Annotated in this window: 15 protein-coding genes; 8 read left to right on the plus strand and 7 right to left on the minus strand. The window is 65.5% G+C overall.

Annotation, left to right across the window (positions count from 1 at the left end):
- The first annotated feature begins 9 nt into the window (after positions 1 to 9).
- From nuoN to AC6CIE_RS10885, 3 genes are all read left to right on the plus strand, one after another.
- Positions 10 to 1,494 carry an NADH-quinone oxidoreductase subunit NuoN gene (gene nuoN / locus AC6CIE_RS10875; protein WP_175123008.1) on the plus strand — a complete coding sequence of 495 codons (1,485 nt, stop codon included), beginning with the start codon at positions 10 to 12 and terminating at the stop codon, positions 1,492 to 1,494.
- Between the two features lie 16 nt (positions 1,495 to 1,510).
- Positions 1,511 to 1,840 (plus strand): DUF2818 family protein, encoded by a 330-nt coding sequence (locus tag AC6CIE_RS10880; protein WP_105237731.1) that lies wholly within the window; start codon positions 1,511 to 1,513, stop codon positions 1,838 to 1,840.
- 291 nt (positions 1,841 to 2,131) lie between these two features.
- Positions 2,132 to 4,393, plus strand: a complete 2,262-nt coding sequence (locus AC6CIE_RS10885; protein ID WP_498092219.1) for a TonB-dependent receptor — start codon at positions 2,132 to 2,134, stop codon at positions 4,391 to 4,393.
- A 124-nt stretch (positions 4,394 to 4,517) separates the two neighbouring features.
- Here the strand turns inward: AC6CIE_RS10885 and serB are convergent, their stop codons facing one another.
- Both serB and mfd read right to left on the minus strand, forming a co-directional pair.
- Positions 4,518 to 5,375: a phosphoserine phosphatase SerB gene (serB, locus tag AC6CIE_RS10890; protein WP_175137311.1), complete on the minus strand. Its 858-nt coding sequence runs from the start codon at positions 5,373 to 5,375 to the stop codon at positions 4,518 to 4,520.
- Between the two features lie 25 nt (positions 5,376 to 5,400).
- On the minus strand, positions 5,401 to 8,883 hold the full coding sequence (gene mfd / locus AC6CIE_RS10895; RefSeq protein WP_498092220.1) for a transcription-repair coupling factor: 3,483 nt from the start codon (positions 8,881 to 8,883) through the stop codon (positions 5,401 to 5,403).
- A 29-nt stretch (positions 8,884 to 8,912) separates the two neighbouring features.
- On the opposite strand from mfd, the gene ispD reads away from it, so the two are divergent.
- From ispD to AC6CIE_RS10910, 3 genes are all read left to right on the plus strand, one after another.
- Positions 8,913 to 9,596: a 2-C-methyl-D-erythritol 4-phosphate cytidylyltransferase gene (ispD, locus tag AC6CIE_RS10900; RefSeq protein ID WP_218344807.1), complete on the plus strand. Its 684-nt coding sequence runs from the start codon at positions 8,913 to 8,915 to the stop codon at positions 9,594 to 9,596.
- Positions 9,593 to 10,084: a 2-C-methyl-D-erythritol 2,4-cyclodiphosphate synthase gene (ispF, locus tag AC6CIE_RS10905; RefSeq protein WP_218344806.1), complete on the plus strand. Its 492-nt coding sequence runs from the start codon at positions 9,593 to 9,595 to the stop codon at positions 10,082 to 10,084. The genes ispD and ispF overlap by 4 nt, the downstream gene beginning before the upstream one ends.
- Positions 10,085 to 10,261: 177 nt before the next feature.
- The gene (locus tag AC6CIE_RS10910) at positions 10,262 to 12,376 is read left to right on the plus strand and encodes a DUF4344 domain-containing metallopeptidase (protein WP_218344805.1); all 2,115 of its coding nucleotides are present in this window, start codon (positions 10,262 to 10,264) and stop codon (positions 12,374 to 12,376) included.
- Positions 12,377 to 12,515: 139 nt separating this feature from the next.
- On the opposite strand, the gene AC6CIE_RS10915 is transcribed toward AC6CIE_RS10910, so the two are convergent.
- The 4 genes from AC6CIE_RS10915 to risA form a co-directional block, all read right to left on the minus strand.
- A complete protein-coding gene (locus AC6CIE_RS10915) occupies positions 12,516 to 13,034 on the minus strand; it encodes a carboxymuconolactone decarboxylase family protein (RefSeq protein ID WP_013392160.1) in 519 nt (172 codons plus the stop codon).
- A gap of 76 nt (positions 13,035 to 13,110) precedes the next feature.
- Positions 13,111 to 13,659 (minus strand): peroxiredoxin, encoded by a 549-nt coding sequence (locus AC6CIE_RS10920; RefSeq protein ID WP_006217982.1) that lies wholly within the window; start codon positions 13,657 to 13,659, stop codon positions 13,111 to 13,113.
- A 60-nt stretch (positions 13,660 to 13,719) separates the two neighbouring features.
- Positions 13,720 to 15,117 carry a sensor histidine kinase RisS gene (gene risS / locus AC6CIE_RS10925; protein WP_437340380.1) on the minus strand — a complete coding sequence of 466 codons (1,398 nt, stop codon included), beginning with the start codon at positions 15,115 to 15,117 and terminating at the stop codon, positions 13,720 to 13,722.
- Between the two features lie 34 nt (positions 15,118 to 15,151).
- Entirely contained in the window at positions 15,152 to 15,886 is a 735-nt protein-coding gene (gene risA, locus AC6CIE_RS10930; RefSeq protein ID WP_003813882.1) for a response regulator transcription factor RisA, read from the minus strand.
- 131 nt (positions 15,887 to 16,017) lie between these two features.
- Here risA and tsaB point away from each other — a divergent pair, with 131 nt between their 5' ends.
- Positions 16,018 to 17,274 carry a tRNA (adenosine(37)-N6)-threonylcarbamoyltransferase complex dimerization subunit type 1 TsaB gene (gene tsaB, locus AC6CIE_RS10935; RefSeq protein WP_495602114.1) on the plus strand — a complete coding sequence of 419 codons (1,257 nt, stop codon included), beginning with the start codon at positions 16,018 to 16,020 and terminating at the stop codon, positions 17,272 to 17,274.
- A complete protein-coding gene (locus AC6CIE_RS10940; protein ID WP_498092221.1) occupies positions 17,271 to 18,290 on the plus strand; it encodes a uracil-DNA glycosylase in 1,020 nt (339 codons plus the stop codon). Before tsaB ends, AC6CIE_RS10940 begins: the two co-directional genes overlap by 4 nt.
- A gap of 75 nt (positions 18,291 to 18,365) precedes the next feature.
- On the opposite strand, the gene lplT is transcribed toward AC6CIE_RS10940, so the two are convergent.
- A complete protein-coding gene (gene lplT / locus AC6CIE_RS10945; protein WP_175137318.1) occupies positions 18,366 to 19,679 on the minus strand; it encodes a lysophospholipid transporter LplT in 1,314 nt (437 codons plus the stop codon).
- Positions 19,680 to 19,829 lie beyond the last annotated feature (150 nt).

Here is a 19,829-nt window from a genome sequence, read left to right on the forward strand (position 1 = left end):
GACAAGACAATGATGCAATCCCAAATCGATTTCGCCCTGGCGACACCGGAAATCCTTCTGCTGATTTTCGGCCTGGCTATTTTGCTCATCGACGCGGTCAGCAATCACCCCGAGCGCAAGCCGACGTTCCTGCTGACCATGCTTGCCCTGGGCGTGCTGACCGTCGTGTCGGCCGTGCAGTGGAAGAACGGCGTGGCTGGCTCGACGTTCAACGGCCTGTACGTCACGGACGAGCTGTCGCACCTGCTCAAGATCGCCTCGTATCTTGCTGTCGGCGTAACGCTGATCTATGGCCGCGTGTATGCGCAGGTCCGCGACATGATGCGCGGCGGCGAACTGTACGTGCTGACGCTGTTCGCGCTGCTGGGTCAGATGGTGATGATTTCCTCCGGGAATCTGATCTCGATCTACCTGGGCCTGGAACTGATGTCGCTGGCGCTGTACGCGCTGATCGCCCTGCGCCGTGACAACGTCGTGGCCACCGAAGCCGCCATGAAGTACTTCGTGCTGGGCGCGCTGGCCTCGGGTTTCCTGCTGTACGGCATGTCCATGATCTACGGCGCCACGGGTCACCTCGACCTGACCGAAGTGTCCAACGTCATCGCCGCCGGCAAGGCCGAAAAGATGGCGCTGGTGTTCGGCATCGTGTTCCTGGTGTCGGGTCTGGCGTTCAAGCTGGGCGCCGTGCCGTTCCACATGTGGGTGCCGGACGTCTACCAGGGCTCGCCGACCGCCGTCACGCTGATCCTGGGCGGCGCGCCCAAGCTGGCCGCCTTTGCGATCACGCTGCGTCTGCTGGTTGATGGTCTGCACGGCCTGGCCACGGACTGGCAGCCGATGCTGATGATTCTGGCAGTGCTGTCGCTGGCCATCGGCAACCTGACCGCCATCGCACAGACCAACTTCAAGCGCATGCTGGCTTACTCGACCATCTCGCACATGGGCTTCGTGCTCCTGGGCCTGATGTCGGGTTCGGTGGCCGGCAAGCCGGAACTGTCGTCGGCCGCCTACGGCGCCTCGCTGTTCTACATGCTGACCTACGTGCTGACCACGCTTGCCAGCTTCGGCATCGTGCTGCTGCTGTCGCGTCAGGGCTTCGAGTGCGAGCACATCGACGACCTGAAGGGCCTGAACCGCCGCAGCCCGTGGCATGCCGCCATCGTGCTGCTGCTGATGTTCTCGCTGGCCGGCATCCCGCCGCTGGTGGGCTTCTACGCCAAGCTGGCCGTGCTGCAGTCGCTGGTTGCCGCGGGCCACGTCACGCTGGCGGTGGTGGCGGTGCTGTTCTCGCTGATCGGCGCGTTCTACTACCTGCGCGTGGTCAAGGTCGTCTACTTTGACGAGCCGGCGGCCGACGCTGCCCCGATGGTGGCCACGGCCGGCCAACGCGGCGTGCTGTCGATCAACGGTGCCCTGATCCTGGTGCTGGGCCTGTTGCCCGGCGGCTTGATGGCGCTGTGCGTGCAAGCCATCCGCTCGTCGCTGACCCTCTAACGGACGGAGTGCAGCCATGAACCAGACGCTGGCGGTATGGCTGTTGATCGCGCTGGCGCTTGTCAGCGCGAATCTTCCCTTCCTGACCGAGCGCGTCTTTGCCGTGCTGCCCTGGAAGCAGGGCGGGGCGGCGGCGGTCAAGCCGTTCTGGATGCGCCTGATCGAAGTGCTGGTGTTCTACGCCATCGTCGGCGCGCTGGGATTTGCCTTCGAGTCTACGCTGGGCAACCGTTTCGCCCAGACCTGGGAGTTCTACGCGATCACGCTCAGCCTGTTTCTGGTGCTGGCGTATCCCGGGTTTGTGTACCGGTATCTCTTCAAGCGGCATCCGCGTCTGCGGACCTGACGACGCAGTAGCCTGCCTGCACATGGACGCACCAAGACGCCCCGATCGGGGCGTTTTTTTATGTGTGCAGCAACCTCCGCGTCGACTCTGCCTCGCGCAAAATCCGGCCGCAATCCGCCCCTTTTTTGATCTCCGATCCGTTCAGGATTTTGAGCAAGATCAAAGCTGTTGTTTTTTTATCCTTTTGATTTGGAAGGGGCTTTCATTCAGGTTTCATTCAGCGCCTCCGTTCAGAATCGCAAACAACAAAAAAACAAGAATCGTTGTTATTTACGTTCTGGAGAAGTCCGCTTGAAGCCCCAAGATTCGTATTCGCTGAATACGCTCGCCACCTCGCTGGCCGCCGCCATTGCCGCGCCCGCGTTGTTCGTCAGCCCCTATGTCGCAGCCCAGTCCGCCGACACCGGCGTGACGCAGTTGTCGCCTGTCCGCGTCGAGGGCGAAAGCTCGTCCTATCAGACCTCGACCGCGCAGTCGCCGAAGATGACCGCGCCTTTGCTGGACACGCCGCGCACAGTGCAGGTTGTGCCGCAGCAGGTGATCCAGGACCAGGCCGCGTCGACGTTGCAGGACGTGCTGCGCAACTCGCCGGGCATCACGTTCGGCGCCGGCGAAGGCGGCCGTCCGGGCGGCGACCTGCCGATCATCCGCGGCCAGAACTCCGCCGGCAGCATTTTCCTGGACGGCATCCGCGACAGCAGCACCCAGGTGCGCGATACGTTCAATCTGGAGCAGGTCGAAATCATCAAGGGGCCGGACTCGGTGTATTCGGGCCGGGGCGGCGCGGGCGGCAGCATCAACATGGTCAGCAAAGCGCCCAAGACCACGGACTTCACCGAAGCCACGGCGCAGATCGGTACGGACAACAACTACCGCGCGACCATCGACAGCAACTGGCGCCTGGGGGACAAGGCGGCATTCCGCCTGAACGTGATGGGCAACAAGGGCGACACGCCGGGCCGCGATGACGCCGTGGACTTCGAGCGCTGGGGCGTTGCGCCGTCTCTGATGCTGGGCGTGGGCACGCCGACCCGCATCACGCTGAGCTACTACCACTACCAAGACGACAGCATGCCCGACTACTCCATTCCGTATGACCCGAAGTCGGGCCAGCCGGTGACGGAGACGATGGGCGTGAGCCGCAAGTCGTTCTACGGCCTGACCGGGCGCGACTTCATGAAGACGCGCGATGACGTCGCCACGGTGGACTTCCAGCACGACTTTTCCGACAAGCTGCAACTGCGCAACGTGACGCGCTATGGCCGCGGCACGACCGACTTTGCTGCGACCAATCCCGACGACAGCAAGGGCAACATCCCGAACGGCCTGGTGTACCGTGCGCTCAAGTCCGGCTACTACGTCACCAAGACCTTCGCCAACCAGACGGACCTGACGGGTGAATTCGAGACCGGCAGCCTGAAGCACTCGTTCGACCTGGGATTTGAGTACAGCAACATCAAGCAGGACAAGGACAGCTACACCCAGACGATCGCCCGCGGCCCGATGGACTGCAAGGTCAGCGCAACCGACCTGTCGAACCCGGCGCTGTGCACGTCGCTGTGGGACCCGAATCCCCACGACGACTACATCGGCAAGCTGACGCGCAACAACAATCCCGCCGTCTACAACACGGACACGCTGGCGCTCTACGGCTTTGACACCATCAAGTTCAACGAGCAATGGCAGGCGAGCCTGGGCGCGCGCTGGGACAACTACCGCACCAGCGGCAGCAACATCGCGCGCGGCCGCAGCGATCCGGCCAGCACGCCCGCGTTCTACAGCACAAGCCGCGAGGACAACCTCTTCAACTACCAGGTCGGCCTGGCGTACAAGCCGGTGCCCAACGGCACCATTTACGCCACGTACGGCACCTCGTCCACGCCGTCCGCCATTGCCGGCGGCGCAATCAGCGATGCGACGTCACTGTCGACGTCTTCGCTGGAACCGGAAAAGAGCCGCACGGTGGAGCTGGGCACGAAGTGGCAGGTGTTCGACGACAAGCTGACGCTGTCGGCCGCGGCGTTCCAGGACATCCGCAAGAACACCAGCGTGGCCGTGTCCGCGACCGAAGTGGCGCAGGTGGGCGAAGCCAAGGTGCGCGGCATCGAACTGGGATTCTCGGGCGCCATCACGCCCAAGTGGAACGTGTTCGGCGGCTACACCTTCATGGACAGCGAAATGACCAAGGGCGCGTACAACAGCGGCGCCGTCGGCCAGGACCTGCCCAACACGCCGCGCAACGCCTTCAGCCTGTGGACGACCTACAAGGTCCTGCCCAAGCTGACGGTCGGCGGCGGCGCGTATTACGTCGACAAGGTGTACGGCAACTCGGACGCCACGAAGAACGCCGACGGTACGCCCAAGGCGCGCTGGGTGCCTTCGTACTGGCGCTTCGACGCGATGGCTGGCTACGAATTCAACGAGCACTTCTCGGCGCAGTTGAACGTGCTGAACATCTTCGATGAGACGTACTACACCAAGGCCTATGCCGCGCACTATGCGGCGCTGGGCACGGGCCGGGCGGCGCTGCTCTCGCTGCGCGTGCGGTACTGATCAAGGAGCGCCGCGGCCGCGGCGCCGACTTGCATGAAAAAAGCCACCTCATTTATTGAGGTGGCTTTTGCTTTGGGGAAGGGGGCCGGTGTCTGACACCCCTGTCAGACACCCTGTCGCAGGATCAGCTTTCGAACCAGTTCAGCACGCCGTCCAATCCCGAGACATTGAGCGCATAGCGCGTCTGCTGACGCACCAGCGGCTTGGCGTGGTAGGCCACCGGGAAGCCGGCGTTGGCCAGCATCTTCAGGTCGTTGGCGCCGTCGCCCATGGCGATGATCTGGTCCGTCGAGGCGCCGTGCGTGCGCGCGAACTCGCGCAGGTGCGTGGCCTTGGCGTCGGCGTCCAGGATGTCGCCCAGCACGCGGCCGGTCAGCACGCCATTTTCGATCTCGAGCGTGTTGGCATGAGCGCTGTCCAGGTTCAGGCGGGCGCGCAGGCGCTCGGTGAAGAAGGTGAAGCCGCCCGACACCAGCAGCACCTTGATGCCGGCGGCCTGGGCCGTGGTGATTAGACGCTCGGCGCCCGGATTCAGGCGCAGCTTTTCCTCGTAGACCTCGTCCAGCGCGCCAGCGGGCGCGCCCTTGAGCAGCGCAACCCGGCGGCGCAGGCTTTCCGCGAAATCCTTGATCTCGCCGCGCATGGCGGCTTCGGTGATCTCCGACACCTTGTCCTTCACGCCCACCACGCCCGCGATCTCGTCGATGCACTCGATGTTGATCAGGGTCGAGTCCATGTCCATGGCCAGGATCTTGCAGTGGGCCAGCTTCAGGCCGGCGGGCACGAAGGCAGCGTCGACGCCGCGCGCTTCGGCCCAGGCGCCCACCACGGCGCGCGTCTCGTCGTCGTGTTGCACGTCGAGCAGGCGGGCGGCGGTGTTGCTGATGCGCGCCACGCCCTGGGCCTGGGCCAGCGCGGCAAGCTGCTCCGCATGTTCGATGGCGAGGCCGGGGGATTGGACGACGAGATTGTGGGTAGTCATGGCGGATGGGTAAGGGTGTCGGGAATTACTTCAGGGCGCGCAGAACGGCGCGCACGGCGTCGGCACGGGCTGGGACTTGAGGCGCCTTGATCTCGACGCGCAACTTGTCCTGCCCGGCCAGCTTGATGTGCCGCTGCCGCTGGACGAGCTCGATGATGCGGGCCGGATCGACCGAGGTCTTGGGGCCGAACTGGATCAGCGCCTGCGCTTCGCTGGCGTCGATCTTGACGATGCCCAGCGGTTGGGCGGCGAGGCGCAGGCGGTGCGTGGCCAACAGCGTCTGCGCCGCCTCCGGCAGTTTGCCGAAACGGTCGATCAATTCTTCCTGGATGTGGATCAGGTCGTCTTCGTCGGCCGCGTGCGCCAGCCGCTTGTAGATGGCCAGGCGCGCGTGCACGTCGGCGCAGTAGTCGGACGGCAGCAGCGCCGGCGCGTGCAGGTTGACTTCGCACGCCAGGTTGAAGGGCGCGTCCAGGTCGGGCTCTTCGCCCGCGCGCAGGGCGCGCACGGCCTCGTTGAGCATCTCGTTGTACATCGAGAAGCCGACTTCCTGGATGTTGCCCGACTGCGAGTCGCCCAGGACTTCGCCGGTGCCGCGTATTTCGAGGTCGTGCATGGCCAGGTAAAAGCCCGAGCCCAGCTCTTCCATGGCCTGGATGGCTTCCAGCCGCTTCTTGGCGTTGCTGGTGATCGCGTCCTCGCCCGGGGTCAGCAGGTAGGCGTAGGCCTGGTGGTGCGATCGCCCGACGCGCCCGCGCAGCTGGTGCAGCTGCGCCAGACCGAAGCGGTCAGCGCGGTGGATCACGATGGTGTTGGCGCTGGGCACGTCGATGCCGGTTTCGATGATGGTGGTGCACAGCAGCACGTTGTAGCGCTGCTGGTAAAAGCCCTTCATCACCTGTTCGAGTTCGCGCTCGGGCATCTGGCCGTGCGCGACGGCGATCCGGGCCTCGGGCACCAGCTCTTCCAGGCGCGCGCGGCGGTTATGGATGGTCTCGACCTCGTTGTGCAGGAAGTAGCACTGGCCGCCGCGCTTGAGCTCGCGCAGCAGGGCTTCGCGCAACGTGCTGCCGTCCTCGCGCCGCACGAAGGTCTTGATGGCCAGGCGCTTTTGCGGCGCCGTGGCAATGACGGAGAAGTCGCGGATGCCTTCGAGCGACATGCCGAGCGTGCGCGGGATGGGCGTCGCGGTCAGTGTCAGCACGTCGACTTCGGCGCGCAGCGACTTGAGCGCTTCTTTCTGGCGCACGCCGAAACGGTGTTCCTCGTCGATGATGACCAGGCCCAGGCGCTTGAATTTCACGTCCTTAGACAGGATCTTGTGCGTGCCGATGACGATGTCGACCCGGCCGTCGTTGATGCCTTCGATGGCGCTGGAGACTTCCTTGGCCGAGCGGAAGCGCGACAGTTCCACGACGCGCACGGGCCAGTCGGCAAAGCGGTCGGTAAAGGTCTGCGCGTGCTGTTCGGCGAGCAGGGTGGTGGGGCACAGCAGCGCCACCTGTTTGCCGTTGGCGACGGCCAGAAAGGCGGCGCGCAGCGCGACTTCGGTCTTGCCGAAACCGACGTCGCCGCAGACGAGCCGGTCCATGGGGCGGCCGGAGGTCATGTCGCTGATCACGGCCTGGATGGCGGCAGCCTGGTCGGCCGTCTCTTCGAAGCCGAAGCCCTCGGCAAACGCCTCGTAATCGTTCAGCGGCAGGTTGAACGCAAAGCCTTCGCGCGCGGCGCGCTGCGCATACAGCGCCAGCAATTCGGCGGCGGTGTCGCGGACCTGCTTGGCGGCCTTGCGGCGCGCCTTGTCCCATTGGCCTGAACCCAGCTGGTGCAACGGTGCGGCTTCCGGGTCGGCGCCGCTGTAGCGCGCGATCACGTGCAGTTGCGACACGGGCACGTACAGCGTGCTGCCGTTGGCGTACTCAAGATGGAGGAACTCCATCTCGCCTTCGCCCATGTCCATGTTGACCAGGCCGTGATAGCGGCCGATGCCGTGCTGGGCGTGGACGACGGGGTCGCCCTCGCGCAGCTCGGACAGGTCGCGCACCATGGCTTCGACGTTGCTGGCGCGTTCCTGGTCGCGCTTGCCGCGGCGGCCGGTGGTCGCCAATCCGGGGTAGAGATCGTTTTCGGTCAGGAAGGCAAGGTTGGCGCCGGGCAGTTCGAACCCAATGCCCACCGGCGAAGCGACAATGCCGAAATGCGCGTCCGACGCCAGGAAGCCGTCGATGGTGTCAGGCTGCGCATCCGGCGTGACGCCAAATTCGTTCAGCATCTGCACCAGGGTCTCGCGCCGGCCGGCCGAATCGGCGCACAGCAGCACGCGGGTGTGCCGCTTTTCTACCAGCGTGCGCAGCTTGGCGATGGGATCTTCGGCGCGCCTCGCCACGCTGACGTCGGGCGCGGCCCGGAAGTCCGGATGCGGCTGGCCCGCAGTCAGCGACAGGCGGCGGAATGCCTTGAGGCGGCCATAGAGCGATTCGCTGTCCAGGAACAGGGCGGACGGCGGCAGCACGGGCCGTTCGCGGTCGCTTTTCAGGAAGCCGTAGCGGCTGGTCGTGTCCTGGTTGAAGCGCTGGATCGCGTCGTCGATGTCGCCGACGGTGACCATGACCGTGCCGTCGGCCACGTAGTCGAACAGCGTGGCGGTTTCTTCAAAGAAGAGCGGCAGGTAGTACTCGACGCCGGCAAACGGGATGCCGTTGCCGATGTCTTTATAGGGCAGGGCGCGGGAAGGATCGCCTTCGAAGACCTCGCGAAAGCGCGCCCGGAAGCGGTTGCGCGAGTCTTCGTCCATCGGGAATTCGCGGCCCGGCAGAAGCTGCACCTCGCGCACGGGGTACAGGCTGCGCTGGGTGTCGACGTCGAAACTGCGGATGGTTTCGATCTCGTCGTCGAACAGGTCCAGCCGGTACGGCACCACCGAGCCCATCGGGAACAGATCGATCAGGCCACCCCGCAGGCAGAATTCGCCCGGCGAGGTTACCTGGGTGACGTGGTTGTAATTGGCCAGCGTCAGTTGGGCGCGCAGCGCCGCTTCGTTCAGCCTGTCCTTCTGCTTGAACGAGAACGTGTAGGCGGCCAGGAACGAGGGCGGTGCGACGCGGTACAGCGCCGTGGTGATGGGCACCGTCAGCACGTCCACCGTCTTCATCATCAGCGAGTGCAGCGTGTTCAGGCGCTCGGAGATCAGGTCCTGGTGCGGCGAGAATGCGTCGTAGGGCAGCGTTTCCCAGTCGGGCAGCTGCCGCACGCGCAGGCTGGGCGCAAACAGCTGGATTTCCTCGGCTAGCCGCTGCGCTTCAAGGGGCTCGGCGGTCAGGATGACCAGCGGCGCGCTGGCCTGGCGCGCCAGATCGGCCAGCAGCCAGGCGTCGCCGGAGCCCGGCGGCCGGGGCTGCGCATAGCGCGTGCCGGGCTTCAGCGCGGACAGGGTGGGGACCGTGGCGGGGACGGGCGGTGCGGCCGTGGCGGAGGAGGAAGGGGCGGGCATCAGGCTGGAAGCGGACATCAAGCGAACGATTATAAAATCTCCGCACCATGTCTGACTCAATCATCGCAATCGTGCCCGCCGCCGGCGTCGGCGCCCGCGCCAGCCGGCCCGGGCACGAGGCCGTTCCGAAGCAATACCGTCCATTGGCCGGACAGCCCATGCTGCGCCACGCGGTAAGCGCGCTGCTGGCCGATGAACGCGTGTCGCAGGTGCGCGTGGCGGTCACACCGGGCGACGGCTGGGTCGACGCCGCGCTGGCGGGCTTGCCGCGCACCGTCTGGCGTGCCTGCGGCGGCGCCACGCGCGCCGATACGGTCGCGGGCGCGCTGGCCGACAGCGAGGTCACGGACGATGCCTGGGTGCTGGTGCATGACGCGGCCCGCCCGGGCTTGCCCGCCGAGGCGCTGGGGCGGCTGATCGACGCTTGCCTGGCCGACCCGGTCGGCGGGCTGCTGGCCCTGCCGGTGGCCGACACGGTCAAGGGCGGCCACGATCGCGTGGAACGCACGCTCGACCGCAATGGCCTTTGGTTGGCACAGACGCCGCAGCTGTTTCGCGCGGGCGTGCTGCGCGATGCGCTGACCGCCGCGTCCGTGAACGGCGTCACCGTCACCGACGAGGCCTCGGCCATCGAGGCCGCCGGCTATGCGCCGCTGCTGGTCACCGGTTCAATGCGCAACTTCAAGGTGACGTGGCCGGACGATTTTGAACTGATGGAAAAATGGCTATGAGCATTCCTTTTCGCGTTGGGCAGGGCTTTGACGTGCACGCGCTGGTCGAAGGCCGGCCGCTGATCATCGGCGGGGTCACGATTCCCCATACCCACGGCCTCTTGGGCCATTCCGATGCGGACGTGCTGCTGCACGCGATCACCGACGCGCTGCTGGGCGCGGCGGGCCTGGGCGACATCGGCCGGCACTTTCCGGATACCGATCCGGCGTTCAAGGGCGCCGACAGCCGTGTGCTGCTGCGCGAGGCCATGGCGCGCGTGCGCAAAGCGGGTTGGACACCGGTCAATATCGACGCCACGCTGCACGCCCAAGCGCCCAAGATCGGCCCGCACGCCCCTGTCATGGTGAAGAACATCGCCGACGACACCGGCCTGGCCGAATCCGAGGTCAACATCAAGGCCAAGACCAACGAGGGCTTGGGTTATCTGGGCCGCAAGGAAGGCATCGCCGCCACCGTGGTCGCCTTGCTGGCGCGCACGGACCCCTGACGCACGGGCCGCGCTGCGTGGCGTTCGCGCCACGCTTATCCGGTATTTCAAAGCCGCCCGAGCCGCCAGGCCGGGCGGCTTTTACGTTGGCATACATCTTTAACAAATGAATAAGCGGACCGCATTGTTCTGACTTACGCTGCGCGACTTGAAATCTGACTAATCAGGGACACTCAGATGCGATTACGTGGCGCGGGGCTACTTTTTGTGCTGGCCGCTTTTGCTACCTCCGCCCACGCGGCCTACGAGAAGCAGCTCGGTCCACTGGCCGGCACGGTCAAGCAGCAGCTTTTGCAAGGCTGGCATGTCGGCGAGCAGGACGGCTGGTTCACCCTGCGCAACAGCGATGTCCCGGGCGGCGAGCAGACGTTCTACATCAACCCGGGACCCGCCCCGGAAAGCGGACGCATCACCGACGTCAACGTGATGGTCAATTCGAAGAGTCCCAAGGCGTCCATCGGCATTGCGCTGAACAACAACGCGCGCAAGGGCCTGTGCCTGCTGGAGATCCGGGCGGACCGCAACATTTTGCTGTTCTGTCTGGAAGGCCAGAAGCGCCGCGATATCGCGTCCGTTCCCAACGTCGCCAAACTGGACGGCACCGACCGCATCCGGGTGGTGGAGGTGCCGGGCGCCGCGCGTTTCCTGGTCAATGGCCAGAAGATCGGCGATATCGAGGACGAGGCCGCGCTGGGCAGCGAGATCGGCATCATGGCCTATGACGAAGGCACGTTCGGCATTGCGGATTTCATGATCGTCTCGGACGTGGCCGGCAAGCCGGTCGGGGTGGGAGCGCAAGGGACCGCCGGACAGGGCAGCGCCGGACGGGGTAGTGCCGGACAAGGTAGTGCCGGCGCGCCGCGCGTGCCGTCGGCGGCGTCGCCCCCCACCCAAGCCCCCGCCGACAACAGCCCGGCGCTGGCCGGCGCCGGCCCATATCCCCGTTTCGGCGGGGACACCTTGCGCATCGTCGCGGTCTACATCGGCATCATGCGCAGCATCTTCCTGCACGAGTTCGGACACGCCCTGATCGGCGAGCTGGAACTGCCGTCGACGGGCGCGGAAGAAGACGCGGTCGACATGTATTCGGCCTTGCGGATCGTCGAGCCCACCATCTACCCGTCCGACAACGAGGACGTGAACTTCATGGCCCGCGAGGCTGCCACGTATGCGGCCCTGCAGTGGTACTACAGCGGCATGCTGGCGGAAAAGCGGGGCGCGTCGGCGAACTCGGCCTGGCAGGACGAGCACACCGGCGACCTGAAGCGCTTCCGCAACATGCTCTGCATCATGTATGGCGGCAATCCCGCCGTCTTCGAGAACGTGGTCAAGCACGTCGGGTTCGAGGACCGGACCAAGGCGCGTTGCACCGACGAATTCAACAAGCAGAACCGGGCCTGGCGCCACCTGTTGGCGCCCCATACGCGCGTGGGCACCTGGACGCCGGACGGCCAGCAACCGGCCAACGCGCCCGGCGCGCCGGTCAACGTAGTGCTGGAACCCTCCAAGCGCAAGATCGGCAACCTGTTCGCGACGGCCATGTCCAACGCCGTCACCAACAGCGTCAAGGATCTGGGCAACACCTACGTCCTGCCGCGGCCGATCAATGTGACGTTCAAGGACTGCGGCCAGTTGAACGCCTGGTACAACCCGCGCGAGGGCTCGATCACGATGTGCTACGAGCTGATCGAGAACATCGCGGTGATGATTTCCGACATCGAAATGGGCACGGTCGGTGGCGAGGTCGTCGCCAACAAGGGTGGCGGGTCGCAGACGGCGCCGCGGCAAGCACCTGCGGCGGGGCAGGGCATGCCCGCGCTGCCCGCCGGCGCTTTCGACGAGCTGAAGGACTTCGGCGTGCCGCCGACCAGCCTGCTGTTCTCGTCCCCCTACCGGGGGCCGACGCCTGTCAAGCACACACGCGCCGATGTCATCACCACGGCCGACCTGGTCAAGCTGATCAATAACGAGAAGAACATCCTGATCATCGACACCAGCGCGGGGCGGGACACGCTGCCCATCGCCTATCCGCTGCCCGATGCCGGGTCGGACGGCAGCGTCGCGGACCATCTGCAAGGCGCGCTGGACGACTGGCTGAAGAAGAAGACCGGCGGGCAGCGCAACGCGCCCATCGTGTTCATGGGCGCGGGCATGAATGACCGCTCGGCCTACAACGGCGCGTTGCGCGCCGGGTCGCTCGGCTGGCGCGCCTACTGGTATCGCGGCGGCATGGAGGCGTGGACCGCCAACGGCCTGCCCACTGCGCCGGTGAAACCCGCCGCGGGCAAGTAATCCGGCGGTGACTCGCCGGGCTGCGGCAACGGGCCCGGCGCCGGCCAGAACCGCGTCATCGGAAACGACGCAACGTCGCCGCCAAAAGAAAAGCCCGCCTGCATGATGCAGGCGGGCTTTTTTGCGGTCGGCGAATCGCTTACTTGCCTTGCGCGGCCAGCGCCAGCGCGGCGGCGTTGACGACGGCGGCGATACGGCCGGCATCGCGCAGCTGTTCGGTCGACAGGCCGTCGTTCTTCAGGTTTTCATAATGCGAGGCCACGCAGAAGTGGCACTTGCCGATGATGGAGGCCACCAGGGCGAACAGCTCGAAGCGCTTCTTGTCCACGCCGCCATGGGTGGCGTAGGCATTCATGCGCAGCTGGGCCGGCAGGCTTTTGAGCTGGGCGTCGCCGGTCATCTCCACGTAGGGATACCAGGTGTTGTTCATGCCCATGAGGGCGGAAGCGGTCAAGGCGGCGTTCGCGTCGCCTTCGGACAGGCCGCTCTTGAAGGCTTCAACCAGCACCGGGCTGCGTGCGGCATAGGCGGCGGACAGGGCGGCGCCCACGGCGTCTTCGGGAGCCAGCGTCGAGCGGGCGATCACGGCGTCCAGATTCAGGCGGATGTCCTTGGCCCAATCCGGCAGCTGTTCCTTAATGGTCGTAAGAAATTCCATAGTTTTTACCTATAATCTAGCGCAGTTAAAGCCCGGCGCGGGCCCCTGCAGGGCAGGGTCCGGACCGGGCTGGAAATTACAGCGTGGCGCCGCCAACCGTACGGTTGCACGGGCACAGTTCGTCGGTTTGCAGACCGTCGAGCAGACGCAGAACTTCTTCCGGGTTACGGCCGACGTTCAGGTTGTTCACCGAAACGTGCTGGATCGTGTTGTCCGGGTCGACGATGAAGGTGGCGCGCAACGCAACGCCAGCACCCTTTTCACGCACGCCCAGTTGGTCGATCAGGGCGCCGGTGGTGTCGCCGAATTGGTAGTGACCCAGCTTGTTCAGGTCCGGGTGCTCACGGCGCCAGGCCAGCTTGACGAATTCGTTGTCGGTCGAACCGCCCAGCAGGACGGCGTCGCGGTCTTCGAAATCCTTGGCCAGCTTGTTGAAGCCGACGATTTCGGTCGGGCACACAAACGTGAAGTCTTTCGGGTAGAAGTAGATCACCTTCCACTTGCCGGGGAACGAGCTTTCGGTGATGTCTTCGAACGCCGACACGCCGTTTTCTTCGTGCTGATTGAAGCCGGGCTTGACGCCGGTGACCTTGAAGGGTTCGAGTTTGTCGCCAACAGTTTTCATGTTTACTCCCGTAGTTGTTGGGTGGAGATGAGGCCAAGCCTCAAAACCATAAATTCTACGCTATGGATTATCGTTGTCTAATTGATAATTCCTAAACTTGGCTTTGGGCAGCTCTATCCTCGCGGTCAGTCCGCCGCCTTCTCGGGGCAGCATTCGGAGCGACCCGCCAACGTGTTTGAGCAGGCGTTCGACGATGGCCAGACCCAGTCCCGCGCCGCTGACGCCGGTGCGCGCCGCCTCGCCGCGGGAGAACGGGCGAAGCAGGCGATCCACGTCTTCGGGCGCGATGCCGGGGCCGCGATCGGAGACCTCGATGACGATCATGCTGCCTTCGGCCTGCAGTGTCATGTTCAGGTGCGCCATGCCGTCATCGGGTGAGCGGCCGTAGCGACGCGCGTTCTCGATTAGGTTGCTGACGATACGCTTCAGGTCCAGCGCGGTGATGCGGGCGCGCAGGCCAGGTTCCAGCGCCGCGTCCAGCTCGCCGCCCAGCGAGGCGGTGTGGCTGCGTTCGCGTTCGTACAGTTCGGCCAGCACGGCGGAAATGTCGGTGGCGAGCTGCGGCAGGGTGCCGGCGGGACGCGCGTACTCCATGAGCTGCCCGATGCTGTGGTCGATCTGGCCCAGGTCTTCGTCGATGGCCTGCCGCGCGTCTTCCGACACGCCGCTCAGCTCGATTTCCAGACGCATCCGGGCAAGTGGCGTGCGCAGGTCATGTGAGATGCCCGCCAGCATGAGCTCGCGGTCGGCCTCGGCCTGGCGCAAGTCCTTGGCCATGCGGTTGAACGACGCGTTCAGGTCGCGGATCTCCAGCGGGCCTTGTTCGGGCAGGGCCGCGGGCGTTTCACCGCGCGACAGCACCTGGGCGGCCCGCGCCAACCTGGATAGCGGCCGGTTGACGAAGCCCACGCTGACCGCCGCGCCGACCAATGACAGCAATAGCGCCGTGGCGCCCCAGCCCAGCCACTCGATTCCGCCTGTAAGACCGATCTGCTCACGCTCGAACACCAGCCAATACAGATCTTTTTCTATCTGGAAACTGACCCAGAAGCCAGGTACCTGGTTCACGCCCCAGGCAATCTGCGTTTCCGGGCCGAAGCGCGTGCGGATATGCTGCGCCACACGCTGCCAGTAGTCGTCGTCGGGGAGGGCTTCGGCGAAGTCGGTGACCTCGCGCGGATAGACCTGGATGCCTTCGTTGGTGGCCAGGTCGAGGAGGAGCTTGCTGCGTTCGCCGTTATGCGAATAGATCAGCGCGGTGCGCGTGATATTGACGGCCGTGATCACCCGCTGCGCCATTTGATTGGCGCGCGGTCCCAGCTCCATGCTGAAAAATACTTGAAGCCACGCGCCCAGGCTGACCAGCATCAGCGCGGCGAGCAAAAGGAACGTGCGGCCGAACAAGCCGAGCCGCAAACGGGATGTCAGGTTCCTGAATGTTCTGCGCAAGCGCGGCACGACGCTGCGCTCCTGCACCGGGCGGGCCAGCCGATCAGCTACCACCGTCCGGAACGAACACGTACCCCAGACCCCAGACGGTCTGGATGAATACGGGCTTGGACGGGTTCGGCTCGATCAGCTTGCGCAGACGCGAGATCTGGACGTCGAGGCTGCGATCGAAGGCTTCGTATTCGCGGCCGCGGGCCAGTTCCATGAGCTTGTCGCGCGACAGGGGAATCTTCGGATGGCGCGCAAAGACCTTGAGCACCGAGAATTCACCCGTGGTGATGGGCACCTGTTCGCCGTTGCGCGTGAGCGTACGGGTGGACAGATTCAGCACGTAGGGGCCGAAGGCGATGGACTCGTTTTCCTGGCTGGGCGCGCCGGGGTGTTCCTCGGTGCCGCGGCGGCGCAGAATCGCATTGATGCGCGCCAGCAGTTCACGAGGATTGAACGGCTTGGACAGGTAGTCGTCCGCGCCCATCTCAAGGCCGACGATGCGGTCGATTTCTTCCGCCTTGGCCGTGAGCATGATGATGGGGGTATTGTCGTGGCCACCGCGCAGCCGGCGGCAGATGGACAGGCCATCTTCGCCGGGCAGCATCAGGTCCAGCACGAGCAGGTCAAAATGCTCTCGTTGCCAGAGTTTGCCCATCTCTTTCGCGTCTTCGGCAACGAAAACGTTGAAACCCTGTTCGGACAAGTACCGGCGAAGCAGATCGCGCAAGCGCGGATCGTCGTCAACGACGAGGATTTTTCGGGTGGGGGTGGTGTTTTGCGTATTCATGGCCGGAAATGTAACAGTGACAAGAACCGGGGGCTAGAGGGCGTTCACAAGATATTACACATTGCGATCCCTGGTTGAAATCCCCCTTACACACGGGGGTAACTGCGGCTTATTTCGTACAATCTGCATCTATGGAACTAAACCTGCTGGCACTGGAAACTTCGTCGTCACGTTGTGGCGTGGCCCTTTTACGGGCGGTCGACGGCCGTCTGGAGATCAGCGTCCGCGAACACGAAGGATCCCAGGAACACGCCGAGCGCCTACTGCCTATGGCCGATGCGCTGCTCGCCGAGGCCGGCATCACGCCGTCCGGGTTGCATGCCGTGGCGTTCGGGCAGGGGCCTGGCGGCTTCACCGGGCTGCGCGTGGCATGCGGCGTCGCCCAGGGCATGGCCCTGGGGCTGGGGATCCCGGTGTTGCCTATTGTTTCGCACCAGGCCGTGGCCGCCGACGTTGATGGCACGGCCGCCGACGCTGTCGTCGTGGCCCTGGACGCCCGCATGAACGAGGTCTATCTGGCAGTCTACCGCCGCGGCGATGCTGCGGTCGAGGAATCTGTCTGGGAAACGCTCCAAGCCCCTATGCTGATTGCCGCCGCTGAGGTCGTGCCCTGGACGGCGCACCATCTGCCCAACTGGTCGGCCCGCGCCGGGCAGCCGCTGACGCCGCTTCTGGCTGGCGATGCCTGGGAAGCCTATGCCGCCGACATGGCCGCGCCCGCCGAATGGCGCCGGGCCACCGAAGCCCAGCGGCCGCAGGCCGCCAGCGTGGCGCGGCTTGCCCGCCAGGGCTGGCTGCGCGGCGAAACGCTGGCGCCCGAGCTGGCCGCGCCGCTCTATGTGCGCGACAAGGTGGCCTTCACCACCGCCGAGCGCCTGCGCGGCGAGGGCGGTAATCCCAAGGCGCAGCCGTCGCTTGCCGCGCCGGTCCCGCAGCCCATGACGGATGCCGATCTGGACGAGGTCGTGGCGCTGGAGGCGCAAGTGCAGGCCTTTCCCTGGACTCGCGGAAACTTCGCGGACGCGCTGGCGTCGGGCTATGGCGCCTGGACGTTGCGGCGGGAGGGCAAGCTGGCGGGATTCTGCATTCTGATGTTTGCGCCGGACGTGGCGCATCTGCTGGTGATCGCGGTCGCCCAAAATCTGCATCGGCAGGGACTGGGCGGCGTAATGCTCGACTGGTGCGAGCAGCAGGCGCGCGAACGCGGCCTCGAAGGCCTGCTTTTGGAAGTGCGGCCGTCCAACACGTCCGCCATCAGTTTCTATAAGGGCCACGGCTATCTGCAGATCGGCATGCGCCGGGCCTACTACCCGGCCGAGAAGGGCGGTCGCGAGGACGCCATTGTCATGCAGAAACGCTTCGGCGAACCCGACGGAGCACCGGCATGAGCCCGATGGACGCCGCGCCGCGCCCGGCGCCGCCCCGCATCAACCCGTTGCAGCGCATCTGGTTGCGCGAGCTTGGCATGGAGCGGCTATGGCTGCGCACGCCGCCTGCCGTGCCGGTCGCCAAGGCGGGTGCCGTAGCGTCTGGCGTGGTGCTCGGCCAGACGCCGGCTGCCGCGTCTCCTGGCGGTCCGAGTACCGCACCCCATTCCCCCATTGTTGCGCCGACTCCCGTCGAAGCGCGGCGCGACGCCCCGGCGGCTGCTCCGGTGGCCGACGCCGCGCCGGTCGCCGCGCCCGCCGTTGCGCGCACTGCCCCGGCAGAGCCGGCTTCTGGCCGCGCATCGGCTATTCCGGCTTCGATCCTGAACCGCACCGGCCCCCCGCCGCGTCCCGCGCCGAAGGTCGAGGTCCAGGAAGAGGCGCCGCCGCCCATTCCGGTGGCCGAGGCCGTCAAGGATGCCAATCTGGAGCAGTTGGCGGCGCAGGTCGTGGCGTGCGCCGCGTGCGGCCTGTGCAAGGGACGCCGTCACGCGGTGGTCGGGCAGGGCGCCCAGCCCACCCGCTGGCTCGTCGTGGGCGAAGCGCCGGGCGAACAGGAAGACCGCCAGGGCCAGCCTTTCGTGGGACGGTCCGGGCAGTTGCTGGACGCCATGCTGGCGGCGGTCGGCATGAGCCGCGAGCGCGACGTTTTCATCACCAACGTCATCAAGTGCCGTCCCCCGGGCAACCGCAATCCCAAGCCCGAGGAAATCGCGGCCTGCAGCCCGTACCTGATGCGGCAGATTGCGTTGCTGAAACCCGAGCGCATCCTGGTGCTGGGCCGGTTCGCGGCGCAGACGCTGCTGGGCACCGACGCCACCATCGGCAACCTGCGTGGCCGCGTCCATCACCTGAAGACGGACGAAGGCGTGCAGATCCCGGTCATCGTGAGCTACCACCCCGCCTACCTGCTGCGCAGCCCGTCCGAGAAGGCGCGGGCCTGGCAGGACCTGAAGCTGGCCGCCCGCGAGCTATAGCGCGCAGGGGTCAAAGAAAAAACCGGGCAATTGCCCGGTTTTTTGTTGCTGCATCAAGCACTTGGCGCGTTTGCCTCAGTGTGTCGAATCCAGCGCGCGGCCGTGGCCTTCCTGGCCGATCTGGTCATGCAGGTCGGGGTTGGCCTGCATGTTGCGCTTGCTCCAGCGCATGAACACCACCATCAGCACGGCCACCACGGTGCCGAAGATGACGATGATCACGTTGATCGGCAGTTCCAGCCATAGCAGCAGCGTGTACATCGCCACCATGAGCAGGATGTTGAGCTGTTCGTTGAAGTTCTGCACGGCGATCGAATGGCCGGCCGACAGCAACACGTGACCGCGGTGCTGGAGCAGGGCGTTCATGGGCACCACGAAGAAACCGGCCAGGCCGCCCGTCAGCAGCAGGAGAAGATAGACGCTCCAGGGCTGGTAGACCAGCGGCATCAGCAGCACGACGAGACCCATCATGGCGCCGACCGGCAGCACGGCGAGCGCGCGGCGCAGCGGAATGCGCCCGGCCAGGATCGACCCCACCACCGTGCCCAGCGCGGCCACACCCATCAGCATCGACGCCTTGTCCAGCTGGTAACCCAGATGGCTGCGGCCCCATTCGATGACGATCAGCTGCAGCGTGGCGCCGGCGCCCCAGAAGAGCGTGGTGACAGCGAGGGAAATCTGGCCCAGCTTGTCCTTCCACAGCACGCAGACGTAGCCCCAGAACGTGCGGATCAGGCGAACGGGGTTCTTCTGCTGCGGCGGATAGCGCACGTGCGTGCGCGGAATCATCAGGTTGCACAGCGCGGCCAGCAGGTAGACAAAGGCGATGACCAGGATGGCTGCTTCGGCCGGCGTGTGGACCAGGCTGCCGATGAAGGAGTGGCTGAGCAGGGCGGTGGACACCGACGAGGAAATCAGGAGGCCGCCCAGGACCGTGCCCAGGATGATGGAGAAGACGGTCAGGCCCTCGATCCAGCTATTGCCCTTGACCAGCATGGTCGGCGGCAGCATTTCCGTCACGATGCCGTACTTGGCGGGGGAGTAGGCGGCGGCGCCGATGCCCACCACGCCGTAGGCGGCGCAGACCAGCCAGGTCTGGTATTCGGGGGCGACGCCAATGCTGGCGTACGAGAACATCAGCAGACAGCCCGCCACCTTCAGGGCATTGGTGGAAAACATCACGCGGCCCTTGGGGTAGGAGTCCGCGATGGCGCCGACGAATGCGGCCAGCACGACATAGGCCAACGCGAACGACCACTTCATCATGGGGGCCAGCCAGTCAGGGCCGTGCAACTCCTGAATCAAGGCGATCGCTGCGATGAACAACGCGTTGTCCGCCAATGACGAGAAGGCCTGCGCCGCCATGACCAGATAGAAACCACGTTTCAAGAATGTCCCCGTTCTTCGGCCAGAGCCTGGCCAGTCCGCGTGAAAATTATGTGTCGTGCCAAAAAGTGTCAGGGAGTATAGCCGGAGCGTTGCGGCCAGCCATTGCGCGTTTGCCCGCGGGTTGTCCGGCCCCAACGTCTGGGTAAAGAC

Source organism: Achromobacter sp. GQ309 (genome assembly GCF_059759315.1).